This is a genomic window from Brachybacterium sp. 107 (assembly GCF_052379725.1).
Classification (GTDB): domain Bacteria; phylum Actinomycetota; class Actinomycetes; order Actinomycetales; family Dermabacteraceae; genus Brachybacterium.
Genome location: NZ_JBQSYW010000008.1, coordinates 84,412 through 109,426 on the forward strand (window position 1 = coordinate 84,412; position 25,015 = coordinate 109,426).

Here is a 25,015-nt window from a genome sequence, read left to right on the forward strand (position 1 = left end):
GGTCGACCACGGGCAGAGGGCGCGCGGCACGAGGTGCTCGGACGCCTGACCCTCTCTCGCGGTCCACTCGATTCGGCAAGGGGGTTGGTGAAATCACGGAGAACGACAGGGGTCGAGGGTGGCACGGCGGCGAAGAAGTGGTAACTTCACACTCGTCACGCTTGAGAATGAAGTTTTCTCACCGGCTGGTCCTCCCGACCGATGCCGAGTCCGTGAATCGACGAAGGAGTCCTCATGATCGCTCGACGACAGGTCCTGGCCGCTGGTGCGGCAGGCTCGGCAGCATTGGCCCTCGCAGCCTGCGGTGACGGCGGAGGCGACGGCGGAAAGGTCGACGGCGAGGGCAAGACCATCACCATGTGGCTGATGGAGGGGACCAACGCCAGCGCCGACGACTACATCGACGAGCTCAAGACCGCATTCACCGAAGCCACCGGCGCGACCCTCGACGTCCAGGTCCAGCCCTGGGACGGCGCCCACGACAAGTTCGTGACCTCCATGGCCGGCGGCACCGGCCCCGACGTCGCCGAGGTCGGCACCACCTGGGTCCCCGAGTTCGCCGACGCCGGCGGCCTGGACGACCTCACCGAGGACATCGAGGCCGCAGGGCTCACCGACGGCCTGGTCGAGGGACTCGTCGAGGCGGGCACCCTGGACGGCGTCATGTACGGCATGCCCTGGTACGCCGGTGTGCGATCGATCCTCGGCAACAAGGACATGCTCGAGGAGGCCGGGGTCAACACGCAGCCCGAGAGCTGGGACGACCTGCTGACCATGATCACCACCCTCGAGAAGCACAATCCCGACTGGATCTCGTTCCCGGTCCCGGGGGCGAGCATCTTCTCGGCGACGCCGTTCGTCTGGGGCGCCGGTGGCGAGATCGCCACGGACGACGACGGTGCGTTCACGGCCACCATCAATGCCCCCGAGGCCGTCGAGGGCCTGACCTGGTACACGGACCTCGCGCTGAAGCACAACTCCTCGACCGCCGCAGCGAACACCTGGGTGGAGACCGAGGCTCTCGCGGAGTTCCTGCAGGAGAAGGTGCCGATGTTCATCACCGGCTCCTGGGTTCCCGCGACCATCCGCCAGGACAATCCGGAGCTCGCCGAGAAGCTTGTGGCCTTCACGATCCCGGCCAAGGACTCGGCCGTCGCACCGTCCTTCCTGGGCGGCTCGCTCATGTGTCGCTTCACCGAGTCCTCGGAGCCCGAGCTGGCGTTCGAGCTCATCAAGCTCGTCACCACCGGCGACTTCGCCACCCGCTGGGCCGAGGAGACCAACTACTTCCCCGGCACCATCGACGCGCTCGACGAGATCGTCGAGGGCGGCGACGACCTCACCAAGGTCTTCGCCACGCAGATGACCGAGGGCGGCAAGTCCGTGCCGGTGACCCCGTCCTGGGGGAAGATCGAGGGTGCGAAGACCATGAGCACGCTGGTCTCCTCGATCCTCGGCGGCACCCCGGTCCAGGATGCCGCAGACACCGCCGCTGCGGAGATGGACAAGATCTTCGGCGAATGAGCACCCCGACCACTCTCGAGAGGACCCGTCCCGACGGTGCGGAGCCGCTGGCGCCCCGCACCGTCCCGCTCGGGCGGCGCGTGCGCAAGCTCGCCCTGCCCTGGACGCTGCTCGCTCCCGCCCTGATCTGCCTCGCGGTCCTGCTGCTGTGGCCGATGGCGCGGGTGCTGGACCTGTCCCTCCAGGACTACGAGCTGCGCAATCTGCTGAAGGGCGAGAGCAACTACATCGGCCTGGACAACTTCGTCCAGGTGCTCACCGACCCCTTCCTGTGGACCACGGTCCTGCCCAACACGGTGGGCTTCGCCGCCGTGTGCGTGGTGCTCACGATGGTCGTCGGCACCGTGGTGGCCCTGTTCCTGAACTCGCTCAGCACCACCTGGCGCAGCATCTGCACGACTGCGGTGATGGTCGCCTGGGCAATCCCGGCGCTGACCGGCACCTACATCTTCGTGTGGCTCTTCGATCCGCAGTCCGGGCTGGTCATCACCCTGCTCGACAGCGGTGGCCTGATGGACGCCGGCACCTTCAACTGGTTCACCAACCGGTGGACCTTCTATGCGATCGCCACCATCAACGTCGTCTACCACGGCTTCCCGTTCATCGCGGTGACCATGCTGGCCGGCCTGATGACCGTGCCCAAGGAGCTGTACGAGGCCGCGGCCATGGATGGTGCCACCGCCTGGCGCCGCTTCTGGAACGTCACCGTGCCCGCGCTGCGGCCGATCATCGCCGTCTGCGTGATCCTGTCGACGATCTGGGACTTCAAGGTGTTCGTGCAGATCTACCTCATGCCCGGTGGCGACGGCTCCACCCGTGAGGTCATGAACCTCGGCGTGTGGTCGTACACCCAGTCCTTCGCCCAGGGCGAGTACGGCATGGGCTCGACGATCGCGGTGCTGCTGACCGCGCTGCTGCTGGTGATCTCCGTGATCTACCTCCGCGTGCTCATGAAGGAGGACGAGCTGTGAACCGACCGACCCCTGCCGGCCAGGTCGGGAAGGTGCTCGGCATCGTGCTGCTGATCTCCCTGAGCCTGTTCCCCTGCTACTGGATGGTCACCACCGCGGTGGACACCAGTCCGCTGTCCCGCGGCGCGAGCCTGCTCCCGTCGGGCTTCACGCTCGACCACTTCCGCCACGTCCTCGTGGACGAAGGCTTCCTGCGCTACGTGAAGGTCTCCGTGATCGTCTCGGTGGGCACCGTGGTGCTCTCGGCGATCGTGGCGCTGCTGGCCGCTGTGGCCGTGGCCCGGTTCCGCTTCCGGCTCCGCACCCAGGTGCTGATCATGGTGCTCATGGTGCAGATGGTCCCGCTGGAAGCTCTGGTCATCCCCCTCTTCCTCCAGGCGCGGAACTTGAATATGCTCAACTCCCTGTTGGGTCTGACGATCGTGTACCTGAGCTTCTCGCTCCCGTTTGCGATCTGGAACCTGCGCGGCTTCGTCGCGGCGGTGCCCAAGGAGCTCGAGGAGGCGGCGTACATGGACGGTGCGACCTGGGGGCGGATGTTCCGCTCGATCCTGCTGCCGCTGGTGGCACCCGGACTCGTGGCGACCTCCGTGTTCTCCTTCATCACCGCCTGGAACGAATTCATCTTCGCCCTGACCTTCATGCAGGACAGCACCAAGTACACCGTCGGCGTGGGCCTGCGGACCTTCTTCACCCAGAACTCCGCGGACTGGGGCAGCGTCATGGCCGCCTCGACCGTGATCACGCTGCCCGTGGTGATCTTCTTCGTGCTGGTCCAGCGCAACCTCGCCTCCGGCCTCACGGCAGGGGCGGTGAAGGGCTGATGACGACCACCCCGACGGACGCCGCCCCCCGGCCGTGGGATGCCGACGTGCTCGGGGTGCTCATGGCGCCGTTCACCGGCACCGCTCTGCCACCCTGGATCGGCGAGGCGCTCGATGCCGGCCTCGCCTCGGTGATCCTGTTCGGGCACAACACGCCGGACCCGGCGACCACCCGGGCATTGTCGCGCGCGGTGCATGCCCGCTCCGAGGACTGCATCGTGGCGATAGACGAGGAGGGCGGGGATGTCACCCGCATCCAGTCCGCCACCGGGTCCTCCCTGCCCACCGCCTGGGCGCTGGGGGAGGTCGACGACATCGAGCTGACCCGCCACGCGGGCCACGCCCTCGGCGACGTCCTCGCGGCATGCGACGTGGACCTCGACCTCGCCCCGGTGCTGGACGTCTCCACCGACCCCGCGAACCCGGTGATCGGGACCCGCGCCTACAGCGACGATCCGGATCGGGTCGCCGCCCACGCCCGCGCTTTCGCCACCGGGCTGATCGAGGCCGGATTGGGCACCTGCGCCAAGCATTTCCCGGGCCACGGCGCCACCTCGACCGACTCCCACACCGCCCTGCCGCGGATCGACCTCGATCGCGCCGAGTTCGAGCGCGACCACCTGGCCCCGTTCCGGATCGTGCCCTGGCTGGACGCGGTGATGACCGCCCATGTCCTGGTCCCCGCCCTCGGCGAGGGACCGGCTTCGATCTCGCCCTGGGCGAGGCCGCTGCTGGACCGGGCCGCGGGCGGCACGTTCCGCGGGCTGCTGATCACCGACGCCCTGGACATGGCGGCCGTCGCCCGGGACCCCGGCTACGGGGAGGCCGCCGTGCGCGCGCTGGAGTCCGGTGCCGATCTGCTGTGCCTGGGCACGTCGATCCGCCGCGACGACGAGCAGATGGTGCGCGAGGCCCATGACGCGATCCTCGCCGCCGTGGACACCGGGCGACTGGGCCGGGAGGCGCTCCACGCCCGGGCTGTGCGCACCCGCGAGCACTGCCGGGGTCTGCGCACGCGGCGCCGCTTCGTCCCCGCCCGCGATCTGACCGAGGTGCTGGCCCGCGCCGAGCAGCTCGGGGCCGCTGCCGCCGCACGCGCGGTCCGCTCCCGCGACGCGCGGCTCGGCCTCGGGCCGACGGCCGTGCTCGACCTGCGGGCGCGCGCGAACCATGCCTCGGGGGCGCGCTCCGAGCAGCTGATCCAGGCGCTGCGCGACCGGGGAGTGCGGGCCGACGTCCCCGACTATCCCGAACAGATCGACGCCGACGCCCAGGTCGTGGCGATCACCCGACTGCCCCGCAGCAATCCTGAGGAGGGGGAGCGCCTCGCCGTGCTGCTCCGACGTCGGCCCGACGCGATCGTGGTCCACGTGGGGGTGCCCGATGCGGCTCCCGACCATCGCCACCTGGTCCTCGCCCACGGCGCGGGCCGCACGATGATGCGCGCGGCCGTGGACCTCCTGCTGGACGGGAAGCCCTGATGCGGGTCCTCGGCATGATGTCCGGGACCAGCCTCGACGCGATCGACGTGGCCCTGGTGGAGTTCGCCCGGGATCCCCGGGAGCCGAGCGTCCTGACGGCGCGTCTGGTGCACGTCGGCGAGCAGCCCTGGCCGGAGGGCACGCGCGAAGCACTGATCGCCGCCCTGCCTCCGGCGCCGGCGGACGTCGCCACCTGGAGCCGCCTGCACGCCGCCGTGGGAGAGGCGTTCGCCGGGGCAGCCGCCGAGGTCCTCTCCCGCCATGGAGGCGCCGATCTCGTGGCGACGCACGGCCAGACGATGTACCACGACGTGCAGGAGGACGGCCGCGTGGCGGGCACCCTGCAGATCGGGGATGCCTCCCGCATCGTCGCGGCCACGGGGACTGCGGTGATCCACGACTTCCGCAGCGCCGACGTCGCCGCCGGCGGCCAGGGTGCACCCCTGGTGCCGATGCTGGACCAGCTGCTGCTGGGCGGCGACCGGGGCGAGCGCACCGCCGTGCTCAACATCGGCGGGATCTCCAATGTGAGCGTCGTGGGCGGGAATGGCGGGAACGAGGGCGGGAACGGGGGCGAGGACGAGCGCGGGAGCGGGGTCGTTGCCGGGGATCTGGGTCCTGGCAACGCCCTGCTCGATGCCGCGGTGCACGCCGCGACCGGGGCGAGCGCGGATCTCGACGCGCGGATCGCGCGCACCGGCACGGTCGATGCGGCCGCCCTGCGCCGACTGCTCGGCGATCCGTTCTACGCGCAGCCCCTGCCGCGCTCCACGGGCCGGGAGCACTTCGACGGCCAGTACGTGCGACGGATGCTCGGAGCCGGAGCCGGAGCCGCCGACGGAGCTGGAGCAAGCGCCGGGGCGGGAGCTGGAGCCACGGGCGGGGGAGCGGGCGACGACGCGATCGACGCCCTCGCGCTGCCTGACCTGCTGGCCACGCTCACCGAGCTCACCGCCGTGACGATCGCCCGGGCGATCGCGGTGGTCGGGGCGAGCCGCGTCGTCGCCTCGGGCGGCGGCATCCGCAACCCCCTGCTGCGCGAACGCCTCGCCGCGCAGCTGGCGCCGATCCCGCTGCTGGACGCCGATGAGCTGGGGATCCCGGCCGACGGCAAGGAGGCGCTCCTCATCGCCCTGCTCGGGTACCTCAGCGCCCACGGCCTCCCCGGCACCCTGACCCGTGCCGACGGCACCTCGCACACCGGCGCGCGCACCCCGATGGTGCTCGGCTCGCTCCTGCCGCCGCACGGCCTGCGGGGCCGGCGCGGAGACCTCGACGAGCTCCCCGTCGGCCGCCTCGAGATCGTGCCGGGGCTGGAGTCGAGGCCGGGGCCGGGGCGATGAGCGCCCCTCTGCTGCAGGGGATCCGCGGGCGACGGGATGACCTCCAACCGGCGCTGCGGCGTATCGCCGACGTGGTGCTCGCCGATCCGCTGGCCGCCGGACGCCTCACCATCGACCAGCTCGCCGAGGCCGCGGGCTGCGCGCAGTCCTCGGTGGTCAACTTCGCCCGCGAGATGGGCTGCACCGGGTACCGGGACTTCCGTGCGGCGCTGGTGGAGGAGACGGTGCGCGCTGCGGCCCACGAGGGTGACCTCGCGTTCCCGCTCGACATCGATCCCGCGGATCCGCTCGAGACCAACGTGGCACGGATCGCCGCGGCCGATGCCCGTGCCGTGCGGGACACGGTGCGCCTGCTGGACCTGGGCCAGCTCGAGAAGGCCGCGGCGATGCTGAGCTCCTCGCGCCGGATCAACCTCGTCGGCATGGGGGCCTCGGGCCTGACCGCGACCGATCTCCAGTACAAGCTGACCCGGCTGGGGTTCTCGGCGCAGGCGCTGACCAGTGCGCATGATGCGCTGCCGGCGGCGAGCGGCCTCGGGGAGCAGGACTGTCTGGTGGCGATCTCGGATGGAGGCCGCACCAGGGATGTGCTCGATGCCCAGGAGGTCGCCCGACGGGCGGGAGCGCGCACCCTCGTGATCACGGGGTCCCCGGCCAGCCCGTTGGCCCGCAGCAGCGAGCTGGTGCTGCTGACCGCGTCCCGCGAGCCGTCCTTCCGCGCGGGGGCGACGTCCTCCCGGATCGCCCAGCTGACCATCGCGGACTGCCTGCTCATCGCGCTGTCGACCTCGTTGCCCGATGCCGGCGCCGCGGCCCTCGAGCGGACCCGGATCGCGCTGGAGAGCCGTCGATCCTGACCCGATCGGGGGCTCTGCGGCAGCATGGGATCTGCCGCACGGTGCGGCAGAACCTTGACCTTACGGTTCCGTAAGTTACGCTACCGTCGTGAGCGTTTTCCGATCCACGATCCCTGATGTCGCGGCCCAGGAGCCGATGGTCCAGCTCCTGGCGCCCGACGGCACCCGCACCCCCCATCCCGAGCTCGATGCCGTGATCGCCGGGAGCGGGGGCGAGGACGACCTCGCCTCCCCGGAGCGCCTGCGCGGCTACTACCGCGACATGGTGATGATCCGTGCGGCCGACCTCGAGGCGACGAACCTGCAGCGCCAGGGCCAGCTCGGGCTCTGGGCGAGCGCCCTGGGCCAGGAAGCCGCCCAGATCGGCGCCGGGCACGCCTCCCGCGAGCAGGACTACCTGGTGCCGACCTACCGCGAGCACGGCATCGCCTGGGCTCGTGGCATCGAGCCCTGGCGCCTGCTGGAGTCCTTCCGTGGGGTCAGCCACGGCGGCTGGGACCCCAACGCGCTGCGCACCCACCCCTACATGATCGTGCTCGGCTCCCAGGCCCCGCACGCCGTCGGCTACGCCATGGGCCTGCAGCGCGACGGCGTCGTGGGGACCGGCGAGAAGCAGACCGACACCGCCGTGCTGGCGCTGTTCGGCGACGGCGCCTCGAGCGAGGGGGAGGTCTCGGAGTCCTTCACCTTCGCCGCCTCCTTCCAGGCGCCCGTCGTCTTCTTCACCCAGAACAACCAGTGGGCGATCTCCGTGCCCACCTCGGTGCAGACCCGGGTGCCGCTCGCGCAGCGCTCCCGCGGCTGGGGCATCCCCTCGGTGCGCGTGGACGGCAACGACGTGCTCGCGGTCCTCGCCGCCGTGCGCGACGGGCTCGACGCGGCCCGTGCGGGGGAGGGGCCGCGATTCATCGAGGCGGTCACCTACCGCATGGCCGCGCACACCACCAGCGACGACGCCTCCCGCTACCGTCCCTCGTCCGAGGAGGAGGAGTGGGCCGAGAAGGACCCGATCCTGCGCCTGCGGCGTCACCTCGAGCAGCTCGGGGAGATCGATGAGGCGTTCATCGCCCGCTGCGACGAGGAGGCCCACGACCTCGCCATGCAGCTGCACCACCACATCCACGGCATGGAGGACCCGGATCCGGTGGGCATGTTCACCCACGCGTACGCCGAGCCCCATCCGATCGTCGAGGCCGAGCGCGAGCAGTACCTGGAGTACATCGCCCAGTTCGAGGACGAGAGCGACGCCGGCGACAGCGCCGAGCAGAACGGGGAGCGCGCATGAGCAGCACCACCCTCCCGATCGCCAAGGCGATCACCGCCGGGCTCCGCGACGCCATGCGCGCGGACGACAAGGTCCTGCTGATGGGCGAGGACATCGGCGTGCTCGGCGGCGTCTTCCGCGTCACCGACGGCCTGCACTCCGAGTTCGGCTCCCAGCGCGTGGTCGACACCCCGCTCGCGGAGGCCGGGATCGTGGGAACCTCCGTGGGTCTGGCCGTGCGCGGCTACCGACCGGTGGTCGAGATCCAGTTCGACGGGTTCGTGTTCCCGGCGTTCAACCAGATCACCACGCAGGTCGCGAAGATGCACAACCGCACGAACGGCGCGGTGCACATGCCGATCGTGATCCGCATCCCGCACGGCGGCGGCATCGGGGCGATCGAGCACCACTCGGAGAGCCCGGAGGCGCTGTTCGCGCACACCGCCGGCCTGCGGATCCTGGCGCCCTCGAACGCGCACGACGCCTACTGGATGACCCGTCAGGCCATCGAGTGCGAGGACCCCGTCATCGTGTTCGAGCCCAAGAAGCGCTACTGGGTCAAGGGCGATGTGGATCCCGACGAGCGCCCCGAGCTGTCCGCGTGGCAGGCGGAGGTGGTGCGGCCCGGGACCGACGCGACCCTGCTGGCCTGGGGGCCGAGCATGCCGCTCGCGCTCGAGAGCGCGGAGGCCGCCGCCGAGGACGGCATCGACCTGGAGGTCATCGACGCCCGCTCCCTGGCACCCATCGACTATCCGACGATCGCCGCCTCGGTGAAGCGCACCGGGCGGCTCCTGATCACCCACGAGGCGCCGGTGCTCGGCGGCCTCGGCGGAGAGATCGCCGCCCGCATCTCCGAGGAGTGCTTCTACCACCTGGAGGCCCCCGTGCTGCGCGTGGGCGGCTACCACCTCCCGTACCCGCCGGCGCGCATGGAGCACGCCTACCTCCCCGACCTCGACCGCGTGCTCGACGGCGTGGACCGCCTGCTCGAGCACTGACGTCCACGCGCCTGCGTGAAAGGATTGCCCCATGACACACGAGTCAGACCCGACTGCGAACTCCTCCTCGATCGTGACGATCGCGCTCACCGATCCCGGTGAGGGCCTGACCGAGGCCGAGATCATCGACATCAAGGTCGCCGTGGGCGACACCATCGCCATCAACGATGCGGTGGTCGAGGTGGAGACCGCGAAGAGCGCTGTCGAGCTCCCCAGCCATGTGGGAGGCACCGTGGTCGAGATCCTGGTGGCCGTGGGCGACGAGATCCCCGTGGGCACCCCGCTGCTCCGTGTCGACACCGCCGGAGGGCCGGCACCGTCCGCTCCGGCCGACCCCCCTGCGTCTGGCGCAGGAGCCCCCACATCTGGCTCCGACGCCACGGCTGCCGCCGATGCCGCCTCGGCCCCGGCCGCCGGGTCTGCGGCGGACGACGTGCAGACGGCCGCCGAGGTCGCTCCGCAGCAGGAGCCGGCAGAGTCTGCGTCCTCGGCCGCCGACGGAGAGCCCAAGAACCTCGTCGGCTATGGCGCGAAGGCGGCCCCGCAGCGCCGTCGTCGGCGTCGCAGCGCGCAGGACGACGGTCAGCAGGTGCCGATCGACCGCATCCTCGCCAAGCCCCCGGTGCGCAAGCTCGCCCGGGACCTCGGCGTCGCCCTCGCCGATGTGTTCGCGACGGGGCCCGACGGCACCGTGACCCGCAGCGACGTGCTCGCCGCACAGCAGCGGGCGATCGGCGGCGACGTCCCCAGCGGTGGCGCCGAACAGGACGGCGAGTACTTCCCCGAGGAGTCGCCGCAGGTGCCCGAAGGCCTGGGAGGCGCGATGAAGTCCACCCGCGACCAGTCCTTCGCCGGGGTCACGAGCGATGACCGCACCACGCGGGTGCCGATCCGCTCCGTGCGCAAGCGGACCGCGGAGGCGATGGTGGCATCGGCCTTCACCGCCCCGCACGTGACGGTGTTCAACGAGATCGACATGACCCGCACCGTGCAGATCGTCTCGGATCTCCGGGCGTCCCGGGAGTGGGCCGACGTCAAGGTCAGCCCGCTGGTGGTGGTCGCGAAGGCGCTGCTGGTCGCGATCCGTCGCAACCCCGAGGTCAATGCATCCTGGAGCGAGAAGGACCAGGAGATCGTCTACAAGCACTTCGTGAACCTGGGCATCGCCGCGGCGACCCCTCGTGGGCTCATCGTGCCGAACCTCAAGGATGCGCATCTGATGACGCTGCGGGAGCTGGCCGAGGGGATCAACGACCTCGCCAAGACCGCCCGGGCCGGGCGCACCTCTCTCTCCGACACCCGGGACGGGACCATCACGGTCACCAACTTCGGCGTGTTCGGCATCGATTCCGGCACCCCGATCCTCAACCCGGGGGAGTCCGTGATCCTCGGCGTGGGCGCCATCAAGGAGAAGCCCTGGGTGGTCGACGGGAAGATCGAGATCCGCAAGGTCGCCCAGCTGGCGCTGAGCTTCGACCACCGTCTGATCGACGGTGCACTCGGCTCCGAGCTGCTCCGCGACATCTCCGCCGTCCTGGAGGATCCCGCCCTGGGTCTGGTCTGGGGCTGATGGGGACTGGTCCGGAGCCGATGGGGCTGGTCCGGGGCCGAGCGGACGGTGCAGGGCCGTGGCGAGTGAGGATCCGCGCAGAGACGTCAGATCGGGGACATCCTGTGATCTCCCCACCGCGGTCCTCGGTACCCTGATCCGGTGACTCCGAGCCCACCCCCGCCCTCGACCTCGCGCCGCGACGATCCGCGGATGCACACGGTCGAGATGGCCGCGCTGCGGTTCGACGACCTCGACCAGGCCACGGACACCTTCGGCTCCGGGCCCGTGCAGGTCCCGTTGCCCTCGTGGAAGATCGCTCTGCTGGTCGCCGGGGGCGGAGCAGCGGGTGCGATGCTGCGCTACGCGGTCTCGCTGATCATCCCCACCGTCACGACCCCCACCCTCGTCGAGCTGCCCTGGGCCACATTCTGGGTCAACCTGCTGGGCTGCCTGGGGCTGGGACTGCTGACCGGCGCCCTCGAGGCGCGACCCGGACGTCCCTGGGTGCAGCCGCTGCTCGGCGTCGGCCTCTGCGGCGGGTTCACCACCATGTCCACGGTGGTCCTCGAGGGCTCGGCGATGGTCGGAGCGGATTTCCCCCTGGTGGCTTTCGGGTACGCCCTGCTCACGGTGGTCTTCTGCCTCGCGGCGACGGTGGCCGGGCTCCTCGTCGGGCGACGGGCCGCCCTGGCTCACGAAACCCGCTCCCCGTCGGAGACTCCGGACGGCGCGGACGAGTCGGATGGGGCGGACGGGTCGACGGATCCCGACATCCTGAGCGTCGTCGACGACCTGGATGGGTACGACGAGCTGGACGAGGAGAGCCTGCGCAGCGATCAGCGCGATCACCGTGACCCTGACGGGGAGAGCGGCTACAGCGATCAGCGCGATCAGGGTGGCCACAGCCATCGAGCCACGCGGGAGACGCGGGAGACGCCGGACGCGGAGGACACACCATGAGCGCGGGGGCCATTCTGCTGGGAACGCTGCTGGTGGGCATCGGCGGCGGCGCCGGATCGGCGCTGCGCTGGTGGCTCCGCGAGGCCGGGATGCGCCTCGCCGCCCGCCGGTCGAACCAGGGTGACGTGCGCATGAAGCCGTGGCTGACCCTGCTCGCGAACGTGCTCGCCTGCCTCCTGCTCGGGATCGCGGTGGCCCGCCTGGGGTCCGCGGTCTCCGGAGTCGCAGAGATGGGCTTCCTGCTGGTCGGAGTCGGCTTCTGCGGGGGACTCTCCACGCTCTCCACCGCCGCCCTCGATGTGGTCGACCTGATCCGCCGTGACAGCTTCGCGATCTCCGTCGGGTACTTCCTGCTCTCGATCGGCACCGGGATGGCCGCGCTGTGGATCGGCTTGGTGATCGCTTCGTGACCGCTGTCGCTCCGAGGCGCCCCCCGGTGTCGGCGATCGTGCTCGTCCTGGTCACGATGCTCGTGCTGGCGCTGATCTCCGTGCTCGCGGCCGACGCCGCCGGCGGGGACAACCTCGTGCTGCGCGACGCTGGCGCCCTGGCCCGCGTCGGCGGCCCCATCGCCTCGATGATCGCCGACCTGGCAGCGGCCCTCACGCTGGGCGGCGCCGTGGTGAGCGGCTGGCTGCTCCGGGAGCAGGCCGACCGTGCCCGCGCGATGACCCTGGTCGGCATCGGCGCCGCGATCACCACCCTCGCACGGGGCGCCTCACTGGCCTTCTCCTACGCCGTCGCGACCGGGCAGAGCGTGGGCTCCGCACGATTCGGCTCCGACCTCAGCGTGTTCCTCGCGACCGATCTCGGCATCTGGCTCGTGACCGCGGTGGTGATCGCCGCGGCCGCGACCACCATCGCCGTCACCGGGACCTCGCGCGGCACCGCCCGGACGGTCGCGATCGCCGCCGGTCTGGTGGCCTTCTCCAGCGCCATGACAGGGCACGCAGGCGGGGGAGAGAACCACGAGGTCGCGACGTCGACCATGCTCGTGCACCTGCTCGCGGTCGGGATCTGGCTGGGCGGCCTCGCGGTCCTCCAGCTGCTGCCGAGCACCTCGCGCGACGATGCGGCCGTCGTGCGCGGATACTCCCATCTCGCGCTGATCTGCTGGATCGCGCTCGCGGGGAGCGGCGTGTGGGCCCTCGCGGTGCGCATGAACTCCCTGTCGGACATCCTCACCAGCGCCTATGTGCAGCTCGGGGTCGCCAAGGCCGTGCTGCTGATCGTCCTGGCGATGTTCGGCGTGCTCCAGCGGCGCCAGGTCGCCACCGGCTTCGGCTCCAGCGCGGCCGGCCAGCAGGCCGCGGGCACCTACCGCCGGCTCGCCGTGCTCGAGCTCGCCCTGATGGGGCTGGCCGTCGCGCTCGCCGCCGCCATGAGCTCCTCGCCGCCTCCGGCCGACGCCGGCACCCCGCCGGCCGGGCCCGCCGGGGTGCTCACCGGGTATCCGCTGCCCAGCGCCCCGGATCTGTGGACCGTGCTCACGGCCTGGCGCCCCGATCCCTTCGGGATGATGCTCGCCTGCGTGATGCTGCTGGTGTGGTGGCGGCCGCGCGGCCCACGACGCGACCGTGCCCGGAGCATCCGGCTCGTCCTCGGCGGCGTCGTGCTGGTGCTGCTGACCAGCGGCCCGCTGAACGTGTACGGCAAGGTGCTGGTCTCGGCTCATCTGCTGCAGCACGTGCTGCTGCTCGCCGGCGCCGGGGTGCTCATCGGCAGCGCGGTCACGGTCCCGTCGCTGCTCCAGCGGCTCCTGGCCACCCGCACGTGGCTCGCGGCCCTGGTGGCGGCCGCCCCGGTGGCGCTCCTCGGAGCCGCCTATGCCGGACCCTTCCTGCGCAGCGCGCTCGACGGGCACGCCGCCCACCTCGCGCTGCAGATGCTGGCGCTGTGCGGCGGGGTGCTGATGACCCTGGCCGTGCGCTGCGCGTCAGGCACCCGCCGACGCACGCTCGCTGCGACGGCACCCCTCGTGCTCGGCCTGGCGGCGGGGATCCTCCTGATCAGCACCGACCTGCTCCTCGCCGCGAGCTGGTTCGGGGCGACCGGTCGCACCTGGCTGCCCGACGCGCTCGCCGATCAGCAGCGCGGAGGGATCGGTGTCCTCGTGGTGAGCGTGCTGACGGGGCTCGGCGCGGCCCTCGCCCTGCGCGGACGCGGGACGGCCGCCGACGATCACACTGCGAAGCCCGCTGCCGTCGCGCCGACGGCAACGCGCTGAGGAGGCCGCGGCAGGCGAAGTGGTCCCGGTCAGGCGAAGAGGTCCCGGACCGAGCGCAGGCGGGCCAGGAGGGTGTCGCGGTCCGCGGCCGGGACCAGCTTCTCCCCGGCCTCGTCCCCGGCCCCGATCCTGGGCGTCGTGGCGCTGGCGCGGGCAGTCACCTTGTGCGCGCCGAGCACGCCGCTGAGGCGACCCAGCACGCCGGACCCGGCCGAGGAGTCCGCGACGGGCACGGCGCTCTCGGACCCGGCCCGCAGCTGCTGGAACCTCCGCAGCGCCGAGGAGCCGCCCGCGCGGCTCGCCGCCAGCACATAGGCGGCCACGTCGGCCTGCTCGACCAGCACGGGCAGGGCGCCCCCGGCGACCCGCTGCTGCCCGAGCACCACAAGATCGTCGCGGCCACGGGGGAAAGCTCCCAGGAACAGGTCGAGGTCGCCGGCCGCGGTGCGGGGCACGACGTCCTCGGGAAGGTGCCCGGCCCCGGACTCGTAGCCGGTCGCGAGCACGATCAGGTCGGGGGCGTAGCGGAGGTGCCCGGCGTGGTGGGAGGGTCCGTCGTGGTAGACGGTGCCGTCCTCGGTGACGCTGGTGATCGCGCCGGCGGGGGTGATGCGCCCCTCCCGCACGCGGGCGAGCACATCGTCGGAGATGATCACCGAGTCCTCGAGCAGGGGCAGGACGGGCTCGGGCAGGCCGGCATCCTGCGGGGTGCCGACGCTGCGGCCCACGACGGCCTCGGCGATCTTCTCGTTGAGGCCGCCCAGCAGCGCGGGCTCACGGGACGCGGCGACGTCACCGGGGACCCCACCGATGCGGCGCGGCACCACCCAATGGCCGGTCCGGACGGACCAGCGCACCTCGAGGGCGCGGCGGGCGGCGTCGACGGAGATGTCCGCCGCGGACTGTCCGGAGCCGACCACGAGGACCCGCTTGCCCTCGAGCCCGTCGGGCCCGGTCCAGTCCTTGGAGTGGATGACCTGCACGGACTTCGGGACGTCGGCGGCCCAGTCGGGGCGATGCGGTCGCTCGACGATCCCGTGCGCCGAGATCACCGCGCGGTAGATCAGGACCTCGCCGGTGGACAGCTCGACCTGCCACACGCCGTCCTCGAACGGGCGGGCGTAGCGGACCTCGACGCCGGGGCGGAAGTGCGCGGTGAGCTCATGACGGGCGGCATAGGCGCGCAGGTACTTCGCCATGTGCCCGGGGCTGAGGAACTCGGGGAAGGACACGGGCTGGAGCATGTCCTCGTACTGGGTGAACTCCCGGGAGGAGATCATCTCCATCGAGGGCCAGACCGGAGAGTCCGCCCGCTCCTCGTTCCAGATTCCGCCGACGTGCTTGGCACGGTCGACCAGGTCGAAGGGGACCTCCAGCGCCTTCAGGGCCGCTGCGGCCGCAAGGCCCGCAGGGCCGGCGCCGATGATCAGCACCTTCTCGCGGCTGGGGATCTGGTCGTGATGGTCGGGCATCGAATAGAGCCTTCCGAGTCGGGCGGCGCGCGGTGCCCGGGACGTTCCCCGGACACCCGGCTCAGCGGCGGGCAGACGCTGGCCATTCTAGGGGTCCTCAGTCTCCCACCGGACCGGACTTCGCAGGTTGCCCCGCCCGCGTGATCTCGCGCTCGCGTCCGGCCCGAGTACGTTCCCTCCCCACCACCACCCCTCGCGGGCGGTTCCACGGCGAGGCGGAGGAGACCCGGAGGAAGCGCGGAAGACGTCAGGGCAGCACGGCTCTGGCCATCTCGCGCGCCAGCTGCAGGGCGCCGGGCAGGCCGGTGGGCGCAGTGCAGTAGGTGCGGCCGTCGGCCTCGAGCCCGGTGCTCACCTCGTCGTGGATCGGACCGGCGGAGGCGAGCACGGAACCGGCCAGGACCACGGGCAGGCCGCAGTCGGGGTCCAGGGCGCGCACGGTGTCCATGACATGCCGGATGGCGGTATCGAGGATCTCCCGGGCGGCGGCATCCTCGGGCAGCGTGCCGGGCAGGCGTGCGAAGCGGCCCAGAGCGGCGGGGGAGCCGGAGGGCAGCACGTCATCCAGAGCACGGATCAGGTCCTGGCGGGTATCGCCCGTGGGGGAGGGCGGCAGCAGCCCGTCACGGAGGTCGAGGTCGAGCAGGTCGCCGAGCGCCTCGGTGAGCAGAGTGCGTCGCCCACGGTGGTCGAGGTCGGCGGCCACGGCCTGCACGGTGCGTCGGCCCAGCCACACGGCGGAGCCGATGTCGCCCAGCAGCCAGCCCATCCCGTCGCGGCGCTCGACAGCCTTGCGGTCGTGGAAGCGCACCGAGACCGCCCCCGTGCCCGCGAGCACGAGCAGGCCGTCGTCCCCGACCCCGCCGGAGAGGAAGGCGGTGCGGAGGTCGTCGGTGATGAGGATCCGTCGGGGGTCGATGCCCAGCTGCGTGAGCCGCTCGGCCACAGCGCTCTGCACCTCGGCGGCCCGTGCCGGCCCGGCGCCGGAGATGCCGAGGGCGACTGCCACGACCTCGAGGCCCTCACCCAGCTCGCGGCGTCCTGCCTCGAGCACGTCGCGCACGGTGTCGGCGAGGTGGTCCAGCGCCGCCGCACCCGAGGAGCGCAGGTTCGCGCCGGGGCCCGCGGCCTCCGCGATCGGGTCTCCGGCCAGCGGCGCGAGGACCAGACGCGAGCTGGTGCCCCCGATGTCCCCGGCGATGACGACGGGCGTCGACGAGGTCGTCTCGGCGTCCATGGTGGCCTCCCTCTGGCGGATCTCGGAGCGGGCCTCCATCGTAGGGCGGCTGCATCTCGCGGGAGGCATCGCAGGGTGACGCCGCGGGGCGGCATCGCGGGGAGGCGCCGCGGGAAACCCTCGCGAGGACGCATCGCCGGGAGGCGCCGCGGCGCGGGAGGGCAGGTCCGGCTCGCTCACTGGCTACCCTGGTCGCGGTGGCGGCGACGACGTCCCGGGATCACGGATGATCCTTGGCGCGCTTCTGCTCGCCCCGCCCTCACCGACCTGTGTCCACGACGACCTCGACCCGACCCCAGGAGCCCCCGTGACCGATCCCCGCCCCGACGACGCCGCCATCCCTCTGGACCTCGTGGATCTGCCCTCGCCCACCGAGGAGCGCAATCCCGCCAGCGCCGAGCTCGATTCCCTGGACGCCCGCGGCATGGTCGACGTGATCCTGGGCGAGGATGCGACGGTCGCCGGCGCGGTGCAGGAGCAGGCCGGCCCGATCTCCGAGCTGGTCGAGATCTGCGTGGGGGCGATCGCCGCGGGGCGGACCGTGCACTACCTGGGCGCCGGCACCTCGGGTCGGCTCGCGGTGCTGGACGCCGTCGAGCTCGCCCCCACCTTCAACGCGGACGAGTCGATGGTCGCCGCCCACCTCGCCGGTGGCGCCGGAGCGTTCCTCACCGCCGTGGAGGGAGCCGAGGACGATGCCGAGGCAGGAGCCGCGCTCGTGCACGAGGTGTGCGTCGCAGGCGACGTCGTGATCGGCCTGGCCGCGAGCGGGCGCACCCCGTTCGTGCGCGGGGCGCTGCAGGCCGCCCGGGCCGCCGGGATGCCCACCGCGCTGATCTCCGCGAATCCTCGGGCCGAGCTCGCCGGTGACGCGGACATCCCGATCCTGCTGGACGTGGGCCCCGAGGTGGTCACGGGCTCGACGCGCATGAAGGCCGGCACCGCCCAGAAGCTCACCCTGAACGCCCTGTCCACCGCCATGATGGTGCGCCTGGGCACGACCTACGGGAACCTCATGATCGATGTGCGTCCCACCAACGCGAAGCTCGTGGGACGCACTGTGCGGATCCTCGTCCAGGCCAGCGGCGCCAGCGCCGAGGAGGCCGGGCGGGTGCTCCAGGCCGCCGGCGGCAGCGTGCGCGTCGCGCTGGTCGCCCTGCTCTCCGGGGCCGACGTCGACCGCGCGGCCGCCGCCCTCGCCGACTATCCTCGGGATCCGCGGCGCGCCGGTGACCCCGCCGGCATCCGCTCGGCCGTCGCCGCGCTCGCCAAGCAGCCCTGAGACCGGGTGGCCGCACGTCCGCGGTAATTCCCTGGACTCCCGCACGAGCCGGTTCCTACACTCGTCCCCGTGAAGCTCTGATCAGCCCCTGACCCACACGCGCCCTCGCGAACCGGAGCTGATCCATGCCCTCATCACCCCTGAACCCCTCTGCGCTCGCCGCTGCCCCGACCGGCACCGGCGACCCCGCCCTGCATCTGCGGGCCGACGGGATCTCCTTCTCGTTCCCCGACCGCCGCGTCCTCACGGACGTGAGCCTCGTGGTGCCCGCCGGCCGGCCCACCGGCCTGCTCGGCGAGAACGGCAGCGGCAAGTCCACGCTGCTCCGCGTGCTGTCCGGCGACCTCGCACCCGACGGCGGCGCGGTATCGGCCCCCGGCCCCCTCGGCGTGCTCCACCAGGAGCTGCCCTTCGGATCCGAGGCCACCCTGGCAGCCGTCGTCGCCGACGGCCTGGACCGCTCGCGCCGACTCGAACGGGAGCTCGCCGAGGCGGGGGAGGCCCTCGGCGCCGGCGGTGGCGATCCCACCCCGGAGGCGAGCCGTCGCTTCGACGAGCTGCTCGCCGAGGCGACCCTGGCCGATGTCTGGAACGCCGACCAGAGGGCGGAGACCGTGCTTGCCGGGCTCGGCCTCGCCGGCATCGACCCGCTCACCGCCCTGGGGTCGATCAGCGGCGGCCAGCGCGAGCGTCTCGCGCTCGCGCATCTGCTCATCTCGCGCCCCACCACCTGGCTGCTCGACGAGCCCACCAACCATCTCGACGACGACGGCGCGGCCTTCCTCACGGCAGCGATCGCCGCCCATCCCGGGCCGGTGCTGATCGCCAGCCACGACCGCGCCTTCCTCGACGACGCGACGACGGCGCAGCTGGACATGGACCCCGCCGAGTCCCCGCTGCGCACCGAGATCGGCGGTCTCAGCGTGTACACGGGAGGGTTCAGCGACTACCTGCTGGCGCGCTTCGAGGCTCGTGATCGCTGGGAGCACCGCTTCCGCAGCGAGCAGGAGGAGCTCGCAGCGCTCCGTCGGGCCGTGAAGGACTCCGAGACCGTCGGGCACGTCGGCGCGGCACCCCGTGCGGAGGCGCGCGCCTCGAAGAAGTTCTATGCGGACCGCAACGCCGCCGTGGTCTCGCGGCGCCTGCGGGAGTCCCGGGCGCGCCTCGCACAGCTCGAGGAGGAGCAGGTGCGCAAACCCCCTGCGGAGCTGCACCTCACCCACCTGCCCGATGCTCCCGGGCGCGGCCGCAGCGGGGGCGCGGGCGCCGGCTCCGTCATGCTCACCGCGAGCCGCGTCGCGGTCGACGGGCGGCTCGCCCCGACCTCCTTCAGCCTCTCGACCGGGCAGCGGCTGCTGGTCACCGGCGCCAACGGCTCGGGGAAGTCCACCCTGCTGGACACGGTGACCGGCCTGCTCACACCCACCTCGGGCAGCGTGGATCGACCGCGTGGCCTGCGCATCGGCCATCTGGGGCAGGACGATGCGGCCGTGCCCGGCCGTACCGTCGGCGCCCACCTGCGGGCGGCCGCCGCCGGCACCGAGCAGCCGCCGCCCGAGGACGGCGCCGTGCCCGAGCTGTTCGGACTCGTCCATCCCCGGGATCTCACCCGCCCGCTCGACCTGCTCTCCCGCGGGCAGCTGCGCCGCGTGATGCTCGCGGCGCTGCTGCTGGACCCGCCCGAGCTCCTCGTGCTCGACGAGCCCACCAACCACCTGGCGCTGGTCACCGCGACCCGGTTCGAGAAGGCCCTCGAGGACTGGGGAGGCACCGTGCTGATCGCCTCGCACGACCGCTGGCTGCGCAGCCGCTGGCAGGGTGAGGTGCTCGCGCTGGGGGACTGATCGGTCGAGGAGGTGCTGGCACGGGCCGGCTGATCGGTCGCACGGGCAGGTCAGGCTCCTGCCGTCATACGGGTTCATGTTCCTCGCCACCGTCACGGGCTCCGGGCCACGCTGGGCACGAACCCGTCTTCCGAAGGAGCCACCATGTCTGCCACGCCCGCGCAGCCCCAGAAGTTCGAGACCCTCACGATCCATGCCGGTCAGACCCCGGACTCCGACGCCGGATCGCGTGCGCTGCCGATCCACCAGACCACCAGCTTCGTGTTCCCGAGCGCCGAGTCCGCCGCGGACCGCTTCGCGCTCACCGAAGCCGGCCCCATCTACTCGCGCATCAACAACCCCACCCAGGGCGCTGTCGAGGACCGGGTGGCGGCCCTCGAGGGCGGCGCCGCCGGTCTGCTGGTCGCCTCCGGGCAGAGCGCCATCACCCTGTCGATCCTGAACCTCGCAGGCGCCGGCGACTCCGTGGCGGTCTCCCCGAGCCTGTACGGCGGCTCGTACAACCTCTTCAAGCACACTCTGAGCCGCCTGGGGATCACCCCGCAGTGGGTGGAAGATCCCACAGACCCCGCATCCTGGCGGGCGGCGGCCGACGAGACCACCCGCGCGTTCTTCGTCGAGTCGATCCCGAACCCCAAGCAGGACATCCCGGATCTGCGCGCCGTCGCCGACGTCGCCCACGAGATCGGGGTGCCGCTGGTCGTGGACAACACGGTCGCGACCCCGTTCCTGCTGCGTCCGCTCGAGCACGGCGCGGACGTCGTCGTCCACTCCGCCACGAAGTTCCTCGGCGGTCACGGCACCTCGATCGCCGGTGTGATCGTGGACGGCGACAGCTTCGACTTCGCCGCCCATGCCGAGAAGTACCCCCAGTTCAACGAGCCCGACGAGTCCTACAACGGCCTCGTCTTCGCGGGCCTTCCCGCCGCCTTCGCGACCCGCGCGCGCACCAACCTCCTGCGCGACCTCGGCCCGGCCGTCTCCCCGTTCAACGCCTTCCTCATCGGCCAGGGCCTGGAGACGCTCCCGCTGCGCATGGAGCGGCACCTCGCCAACACCCGCGTCGTCGCCGACACCCTCGAGGCCGACGAGCGTGTCGCCTCGGTGACCTGGGCGTCCCTGGACTCCTCGCCGTACAAGGCGACCGCTGACAAGTACCTCCCCCAGGGGGCGGGCAGCGTGCTCGGCTTCGTCCTGCCCGGTGGTCTCGAGGCCGGCCGACGCTTCGTGGACGCGCTGACCCTGCACTCCCATGTCGCCAACATCGGCGACGTGCGCAGCCTGGTCATCCACCCCGCCTCGACCACCCACTCCCAGCTCTCCGAGGACGAGCAGCGCGCCGCCGGCATCGAGCCGGGCTTCGTGCGCCTCAGCGTCGGCATCGAGCACATCGACGACATCCTCGCCGACATCGAACAGGGGCTCGCCGCCGCGAGCTGACCGCGCACGCACCCGCTGCACGGCGCGGACGGCACCGTCCGCACGGCGCTGACGGCACCGTCCCACCCGGGGCGGTGCCGTCGTCGTCCCCGCTGGGTCCTGCGGGGCACCACACCGCGGAGCGGACGTGCAGACATCGTCGATAGGCTGGGAGGCATGAACCCCGACCTCGCGACCCTGCCGCCCTCACCGCTCGCCGCATGGCCCCCGGTCTGGACCCCGGCCGCGGCGATCTTCGACTGCGACGGCCTCCTCGTGGACACCGAAGGGCAGTGGGTGGCCCTCCAGGACCGGTACCTCTCCCGCCACGGCGCCACCCTCGACCCGGCGACCCGCCGGGCGATCACCGGCCGTGCCGCCGAGGTCGTGGTGGTCACCATCGCGGAGGCCGTGGGCAAGGACCCCGTCGAGGTGGGGGAGGAGCTGGTGGAGGAGCATCGCCGCACCATCGGCGACACGCTGACCCCCATCCCCGGCGCCCTGGAGACGCTGCGGGCGATCGCCGCCGTGCGGCCCGTGGCCGTCGCCTCGAACTCCCCGCGGGACCTGCTCGACCTCAAGCTCGACGGACTCGGCATCGCCGACGTCGTGGACGCCTCGATCGCGATCGAGGACGTCGACGCCCCCAAGCCCGCCCCCGACATGTACCTCGCAGCGGCCCGGGCGCTGGGCGCCGATCCGGCCGAGTGCCTGGGCTTCGAGGACTCCGAGACCGGGGCGGAGGCGGCGCTCGCCGCCGGCCTGCAGCTGATCGCGGTCCCCTCGATCCCCGGGCAGGAGCCGCGGGCGCCCCGCCGGCTCGACTCGCTCGCGGACCCGGTGCTGGGCACCTGGATCGCCGGCTGGGTGAGCACCCGATGAGCCCTCTGCCCCCGAAGAGTCCCCTGGGCCCGACGAGCGCGCCGGCTGCGCCGAACCGCTTCACGGAGGCCTTCGGGGACTGGACCCCGCAGGCCGTCGTCTTCGACTGCGATGGTCTGCTGCTGGACACCGAGACGGTCTGGCAGCGTGCCCAGGACACCGTCGTCGGCTCCCGGGGCGTGTCCCTGTCCGCGGCCGACGAGACCACGCTGCACGGATCCACGCTCGAGGACGCCGCAGCGCTGATCGCGGCACGGGCCGGGCAGGACCCGCAGGACATCGACGCGGACCTGCGCCGCGAGTTCGACCGGGAGCTCGGCGCCGGAATCCGTCTGATGCCCGGTGCCGAGGAGATCGTGCGCCTGACCGGTGCGAAGGTGCCGCTGGGATGCGCCTCCAACTCCTGGCTGGAATCCCTCGAGGAGAAGCTGGTCCTGGGAGGTCTGCGGGAGCACTTCGCCGTGCTCGAGGCCTCCGACACCGTCGAGCGGGCCAAGCCGGCGCCGGACATGTATGCCGCGGCGGCCCGCGCCCTCGGCGCCGAACCGATGGTCACCCTTGCCTTCGAGGACTCGGGGACAGGAGCCCAGGCGGCCCGCGACGCGGGCCTGCGCCTGATCGTGGTGCCGACGCCCGGCCACCCGGTCCCGTCGGCCGATCTGGTCCTGGGGGACCTCACCGATCCGGAGCTGGCGGCCTGGATCAGCACCTGGTGAGAGCCGTGGCGAGCGGGGCCGCACGGCCCGTCGGGAGCGGGACGGCGAGGGCCGATTCGTGCGCTGTTCTCGACGAGTTCGCGTCGCCGCAGGTCATGGCGCCGCGCGCGGGCGGATGTCCACGCATGTCACCTGAGTTGGCCTCGATGCCTCGGGGCAGTGTTCACTGGACCCCATGACCACTCCGCACGACGACCCCTCCGCGCCGTTGACAGCCCGAGCCCGAGGATCCGCGCTGCGCGGCCGCGGGTGGCTGAACACCGGTGGCGTCGACCTCGATCTGGAATCCCTGCGCGGCAAGATCGTGCTGCTGGACTTCTGGACGTTCTGCTGCGTGAACTGCCTGCATGTCCTCGACGAGCTGCGCCCCCTCGAGGAGAAGTGGGCCGACGAGCTCGTCGTCATCGGCGTGCACTCCCCGAAGTTCGAGTTCGAGAAGGACCCGGACGCGCTCGCCGCGAACATCGAGCGCTACGAGGTCACCCATCCGGTCATCGACGACCCGGAGCTGGAGACCTGGACCGAGTACGGCGCCCGTGCCTGGCCCACCCTGATGGTGCTCGACACCCATGGCCGCATCGCCGGCAACCTCTCCGGCGAGGGTCATGCCGCGAACCTCGACCAGCTGATCGAACGCCTCGTCGCCGAGGGCGAGACGGACAGCTCCCTGCGACGCGGTCCGGCTCCCACCGTGCTCACGGACCGGACCCCGCAGACCCTCCGCTTCCCCTCGAAGCTCACGCCCCTGCCCGACGGCCGCCTGGTGGTCTCCGACGCCGGCCAGCACCGCTTGGTGGTCTTCCAGGCCGACGGTCAGACGGTCGACGAGGTGATCGGCACCGGCACCCGCGGCCACGCGGACGGCGACTCCGAGACCGCCCAGTTCACCGAACCCAACGGCGTGCTCGCCCTCCCGCACGACGTCGCGGTCGAGGTCGGCTACGACCTGCTGGTGACCGACACCGCCAACCACCTCCTGCGCGGGGTGAAGGTCGGCCAGGATCGTCTGCTGCGCTCCCGCACGGCGACCGAGGTGTTCACCGTCGCCGGCAGCGGTGCCCAGTGGATGCAGGGCGAGCCCCTGCCCCGCGGTGAGGGTGACGCCCGCGACTACGCGCTGTCCACCCCGTGGGACGTGACCTGGTCCCATGTCCTGAACCGGGCCGTGATCGCGATGGCGGGCATCCACCAGCTGTGGACCTTCGACCCCGTCACCGGCGCGCTCCTCGTGCTCGCGGGCACCACCCAGGAGGGTCTGGTCGACGGCCCGGCGGTCACCTCCTGGTGGGCGCAGCCCTCGGGTCTGGACGAGCTGCCCGACGGACGGATCGTCGTGGCCGACTCCGAGACCTCGGCCGTGCGCGTCCTGGATCCCCAGACGATGCGGGTGAGCACCCTCGTGGGCCAGGGCCTCTTCGACTTCGGCCACGTCGACGGTCCCGCCGGGCCCGACGGCGTCGCCCGGCTCCAGCATCCCCTCGCGGTGACGGCCCTGCCCGACGGCCGGATCGCCGTGGCCGATACCTACAACGGCGCGATCCGGATCATCGAGGAGCATGATCCCCAGGACCCCGAGGTGACCGCGGAGGTCACCGTCGTCACGGTCGCGACCGACCTCGACGAGCCCTCCGCCGCGATCGTCGGCCCGCCGGTCGATGGCATCGGACAGCTGATCGTCGTGGAGTCCGGCGCGCACCGCGTCACCTGGGTGCCGGTCGCCAAGGCCGCCGAACGCGTCATCGACGAGGGCGCGCTGCGCTCCGAGCGGCCCGTCACGGAGGTCGGACCCGGCCCTCTCAGCGTGCGGGTCCTGTTCACCCCTCCTGAGGGGCACAAGCTCGACAACTCCCTGGGACCGTCCACCCAGGTGACCATCTCGACCACCCCGTCGGCCATGCTCACCGACGGCAGCGGTGTGGGCACCGACCTGGAGCGGACGCTCGAGCTGGACCCCGCCTACACCGAGGGCGTGCTGCACGTGAACGCGCGCGCCGCCTCCTGCGATGCGGATCCGGCCGTGGAGTTCCCGGCCTGCCATATGCACCAGCAGGACTGGGGGGTGCCGATCCGCATCGTCGACGGCGCCCCGACCCATCTGGACCTGTCCCTGCTCGCCTGAGTCGCCCGTCGACCCCGCAGAGCCCCGACGTCGGAAGCTG

Annotated in this window: 20 protein-coding genes; 18 read left to right on the top strand and 2 right to left on the bottom strand. The window is 72.2% G+C overall.

The window, feature by feature from the left end; genetic code table 11:
* The first annotated feature begins 234 nt into the window (after nucleotides 1-234).
* From ACT3UL_RS10835 to ACT3UL_RS10890, 12 genes are all read left to right on the top strand, one after another.
* Complete coding sequence (locus ACT3UL_RS10835) at nucleotides 235-1,524, top strand: sugar ABC transporter substrate-binding protein (RefSeq protein WP_444578240.1); 1,290 nt, start codon at nucleotides 235-237, stop codon at nucleotides 1,522-1,524.
* The gene (locus tag ACT3UL_RS10840) at nucleotides 1,521-2,495 is read left to right on the top strand and encodes a carbohydrate ABC transporter permease (RefSeq protein WP_444578241.1); all 975 of its coding nucleotides are present in this window, start codon (nucleotides 1,521-1,523) and stop codon (nucleotides 2,493-2,495) included. The genes ACT3UL_RS10835 and ACT3UL_RS10840 overlap by 4 nt, the downstream gene beginning before the upstream one ends.
* The gene (locus ACT3UL_RS10845) at nucleotides 2,492-3,319 is read left to right on the top strand and encodes a carbohydrate ABC transporter permease (protein WP_444578242.1); all 828 of its coding nucleotides are present in this window, start codon (nucleotides 2,492-2,494) and stop codon (nucleotides 3,317-3,319) included. The genes ACT3UL_RS10840 and ACT3UL_RS10845 overlap by 4 nt, the downstream gene beginning before the upstream one ends.
* Nucleotides 3,319-4,800, top strand: coding sequence for a glycoside hydrolase family 3 N-terminal domain-containing protein (locus ACT3UL_RS10850; RefSeq protein ID WP_444578243.1), 1,482 nt, complete (start codon nucleotides 3,319-3,321; stop codon nucleotides 4,798-4,800). Before ACT3UL_RS10845 ends, ACT3UL_RS10850 begins: the two co-directional genes overlap by 1 nt.
* Entirely contained in the window at nucleotides 4,800-6,143 is a 1,344-nt protein-coding gene (locus ACT3UL_RS10855) for an anhydro-N-acetylmuramic acid kinase (RefSeq protein WP_444578244.1), read from the top strand. Before ACT3UL_RS10850 ends, ACT3UL_RS10855 begins: the two co-directional genes overlap by 1 nt.
* Nucleotides 6,140-7,000 (top strand): MurR/RpiR family transcriptional regulator, encoded by an 861-nt coding sequence (locus ACT3UL_RS10860; RefSeq protein WP_444578245.1) that lies wholly within the window; start codon nucleotides 6,140-6,142, stop codon nucleotides 6,998-7,000. The genes ACT3UL_RS10855 and ACT3UL_RS10860 overlap by 4 nt, the downstream gene beginning before the upstream one ends.
* 136 nt (nucleotides 7,001-7,136) lie before the next feature.
* On the top strand, nucleotides 7,137-8,285 hold the full coding sequence (locus tag ACT3UL_RS10865) for a thiamine pyrophosphate-dependent dehydrogenase E1 component subunit alpha (RefSeq protein ID WP_444578303.1): 1,149 nt from the start codon (nucleotides 7,137-7,139) through the stop codon (nucleotides 8,283-8,285).
* Nucleotides 8,282-9,265 (top strand): alpha-ketoacid dehydrogenase subunit beta, encoded by a 984-nt coding sequence (locus ACT3UL_RS10870; RefSeq protein WP_444578246.1) that lies wholly within the window; start codon nucleotides 8,282-8,284, stop codon nucleotides 9,263-9,265. The genes ACT3UL_RS10865 and ACT3UL_RS10870 overlap by 4 nt, the downstream gene beginning before the upstream one ends.
* Nucleotides 9,266-9,296: 31 nt before the next feature.
* Nucleotides 9,297-10,835, top strand: a complete 1,539-nt coding sequence (locus ACT3UL_RS10875) for a dihydrolipoamide acetyltransferase family protein (RefSeq protein WP_444578247.1) — start codon at nucleotides 9,297-9,299, stop codon at nucleotides 10,833-10,835.
* Between the two features lie 141 nt (nucleotides 10,836-10,976).
* Nucleotides 10,977-11,777: a fluoride efflux transporter FluC gene (locus ACT3UL_RS10880; protein ID WP_444578248.1), complete on the top strand. Its 801-nt coding sequence runs from the start codon at nucleotides 10,977-10,979 to the stop codon at nucleotides 11,775-11,777.
* Nucleotides 11,774-12,187, top strand: coding sequence for a fluoride efflux transporter FluC (locus ACT3UL_RS10885; RefSeq protein WP_444578249.1), 414 nt, complete (start codon nucleotides 11,774-11,776; stop codon nucleotides 12,185-12,187). Before ACT3UL_RS10880 ends, ACT3UL_RS10885 begins: the two co-directional genes overlap by 4 nt.
* Before the next feature lie 26 nt (nucleotides 12,188-12,213).
* On the top strand, nucleotides 12,214-14,004 hold the full coding sequence (locus ACT3UL_RS10890) for a CopD family protein (RefSeq protein ID WP_444578250.1): 1,791 nt from the start codon (nucleotides 12,214-12,216) through the stop codon (nucleotides 14,002-14,004).
* 29 nt (nucleotides 14,005-14,033) lie between these two features.
* On the opposite strand, the gene ACT3UL_RS10895 is transcribed toward ACT3UL_RS10890, so the two are convergent.
* Both ACT3UL_RS10895 and ACT3UL_RS10900 read right to left on the bottom strand, forming a co-directional pair.
* Complete coding sequence (locus ACT3UL_RS10895; protein WP_444578251.1) at nucleotides 14,034-15,476, bottom strand: flavin-containing monooxygenase; 1,443 nt, start codon at nucleotides 15,474-15,476, stop codon at nucleotides 14,034-14,036.
* A gap of 247 nt (nucleotides 15,477-15,723) precedes the next feature.
* A complete protein-coding gene (locus ACT3UL_RS10900) occupies nucleotides 15,724-16,713 on the bottom strand; it encodes an N-acetylglucosamine kinase (protein ID WP_444578252.1) in 990 nt (329 codons plus the stop codon).
* Nucleotides 16,714-17,020: 307 nt separating this feature from the next.
* On the opposite strand from ACT3UL_RS10900, the gene ACT3UL_RS10905 reads away from it, so the two are divergent.
* From ACT3UL_RS10905 to ACT3UL_RS10930, 6 genes are all read left to right on the top strand, one after another.
* Nucleotides 17,021-17,995 (top strand): N-acetylmuramic acid 6-phosphate etherase, encoded by a 975-nt coding sequence (locus ACT3UL_RS10905; RefSeq protein ID WP_444578253.1) that lies wholly within the window; start codon nucleotides 17,021-17,023, stop codon nucleotides 17,993-17,995.
* 125 nt (nucleotides 17,996-18,120) lie between these two features.
* Nucleotides 18,121-19,839: an ABC-F family ATP-binding cassette domain-containing protein gene (locus tag ACT3UL_RS10910; RefSeq protein WP_444578254.1), complete on the top strand. Its 1,719-nt coding sequence runs from the start codon at nucleotides 18,121-18,123 to the stop codon at nucleotides 19,837-19,839.
* Between the two features lie 144 nt (nucleotides 19,840-19,983).
* Entirely contained in the window at nucleotides 19,984-21,279 is a 1,296-nt protein-coding gene (locus tag ACT3UL_RS10915) for an O-acetylhomoserine aminocarboxypropyltransferase/cysteine synthase family protein (RefSeq protein WP_444578255.1), read from the top strand.
* Nucleotides 21,280-21,435: 156 nt separating this feature from the next.
* Nucleotides 21,436-22,140, top strand: coding sequence for an HAD family hydrolase (locus tag ACT3UL_RS10920; RefSeq protein WP_444578256.1), 705 nt, complete (start codon nucleotides 21,436-21,438; stop codon nucleotides 22,138-22,140).
* Nucleotides 22,137-22,856, top strand: a complete 720-nt coding sequence (locus tag ACT3UL_RS10925) for an HAD family hydrolase (RefSeq protein WP_444578257.1) — start codon at nucleotides 22,137-22,139, stop codon at nucleotides 22,854-22,856. Before ACT3UL_RS10920 ends, ACT3UL_RS10925 begins: the two co-directional genes overlap by 4 nt.
* A gap of 175 nt (nucleotides 22,857-23,031) precedes the next feature.
* Nucleotides 23,032-24,975, top strand: coding sequence for a thioredoxin-like domain-containing protein (locus ACT3UL_RS10930; RefSeq protein WP_444578258.1), 1,944 nt, complete (start codon nucleotides 23,032-23,034; stop codon nucleotides 24,973-24,975).
* Nucleotides 24,976-25,015 lie beyond the last annotated feature (40 nt).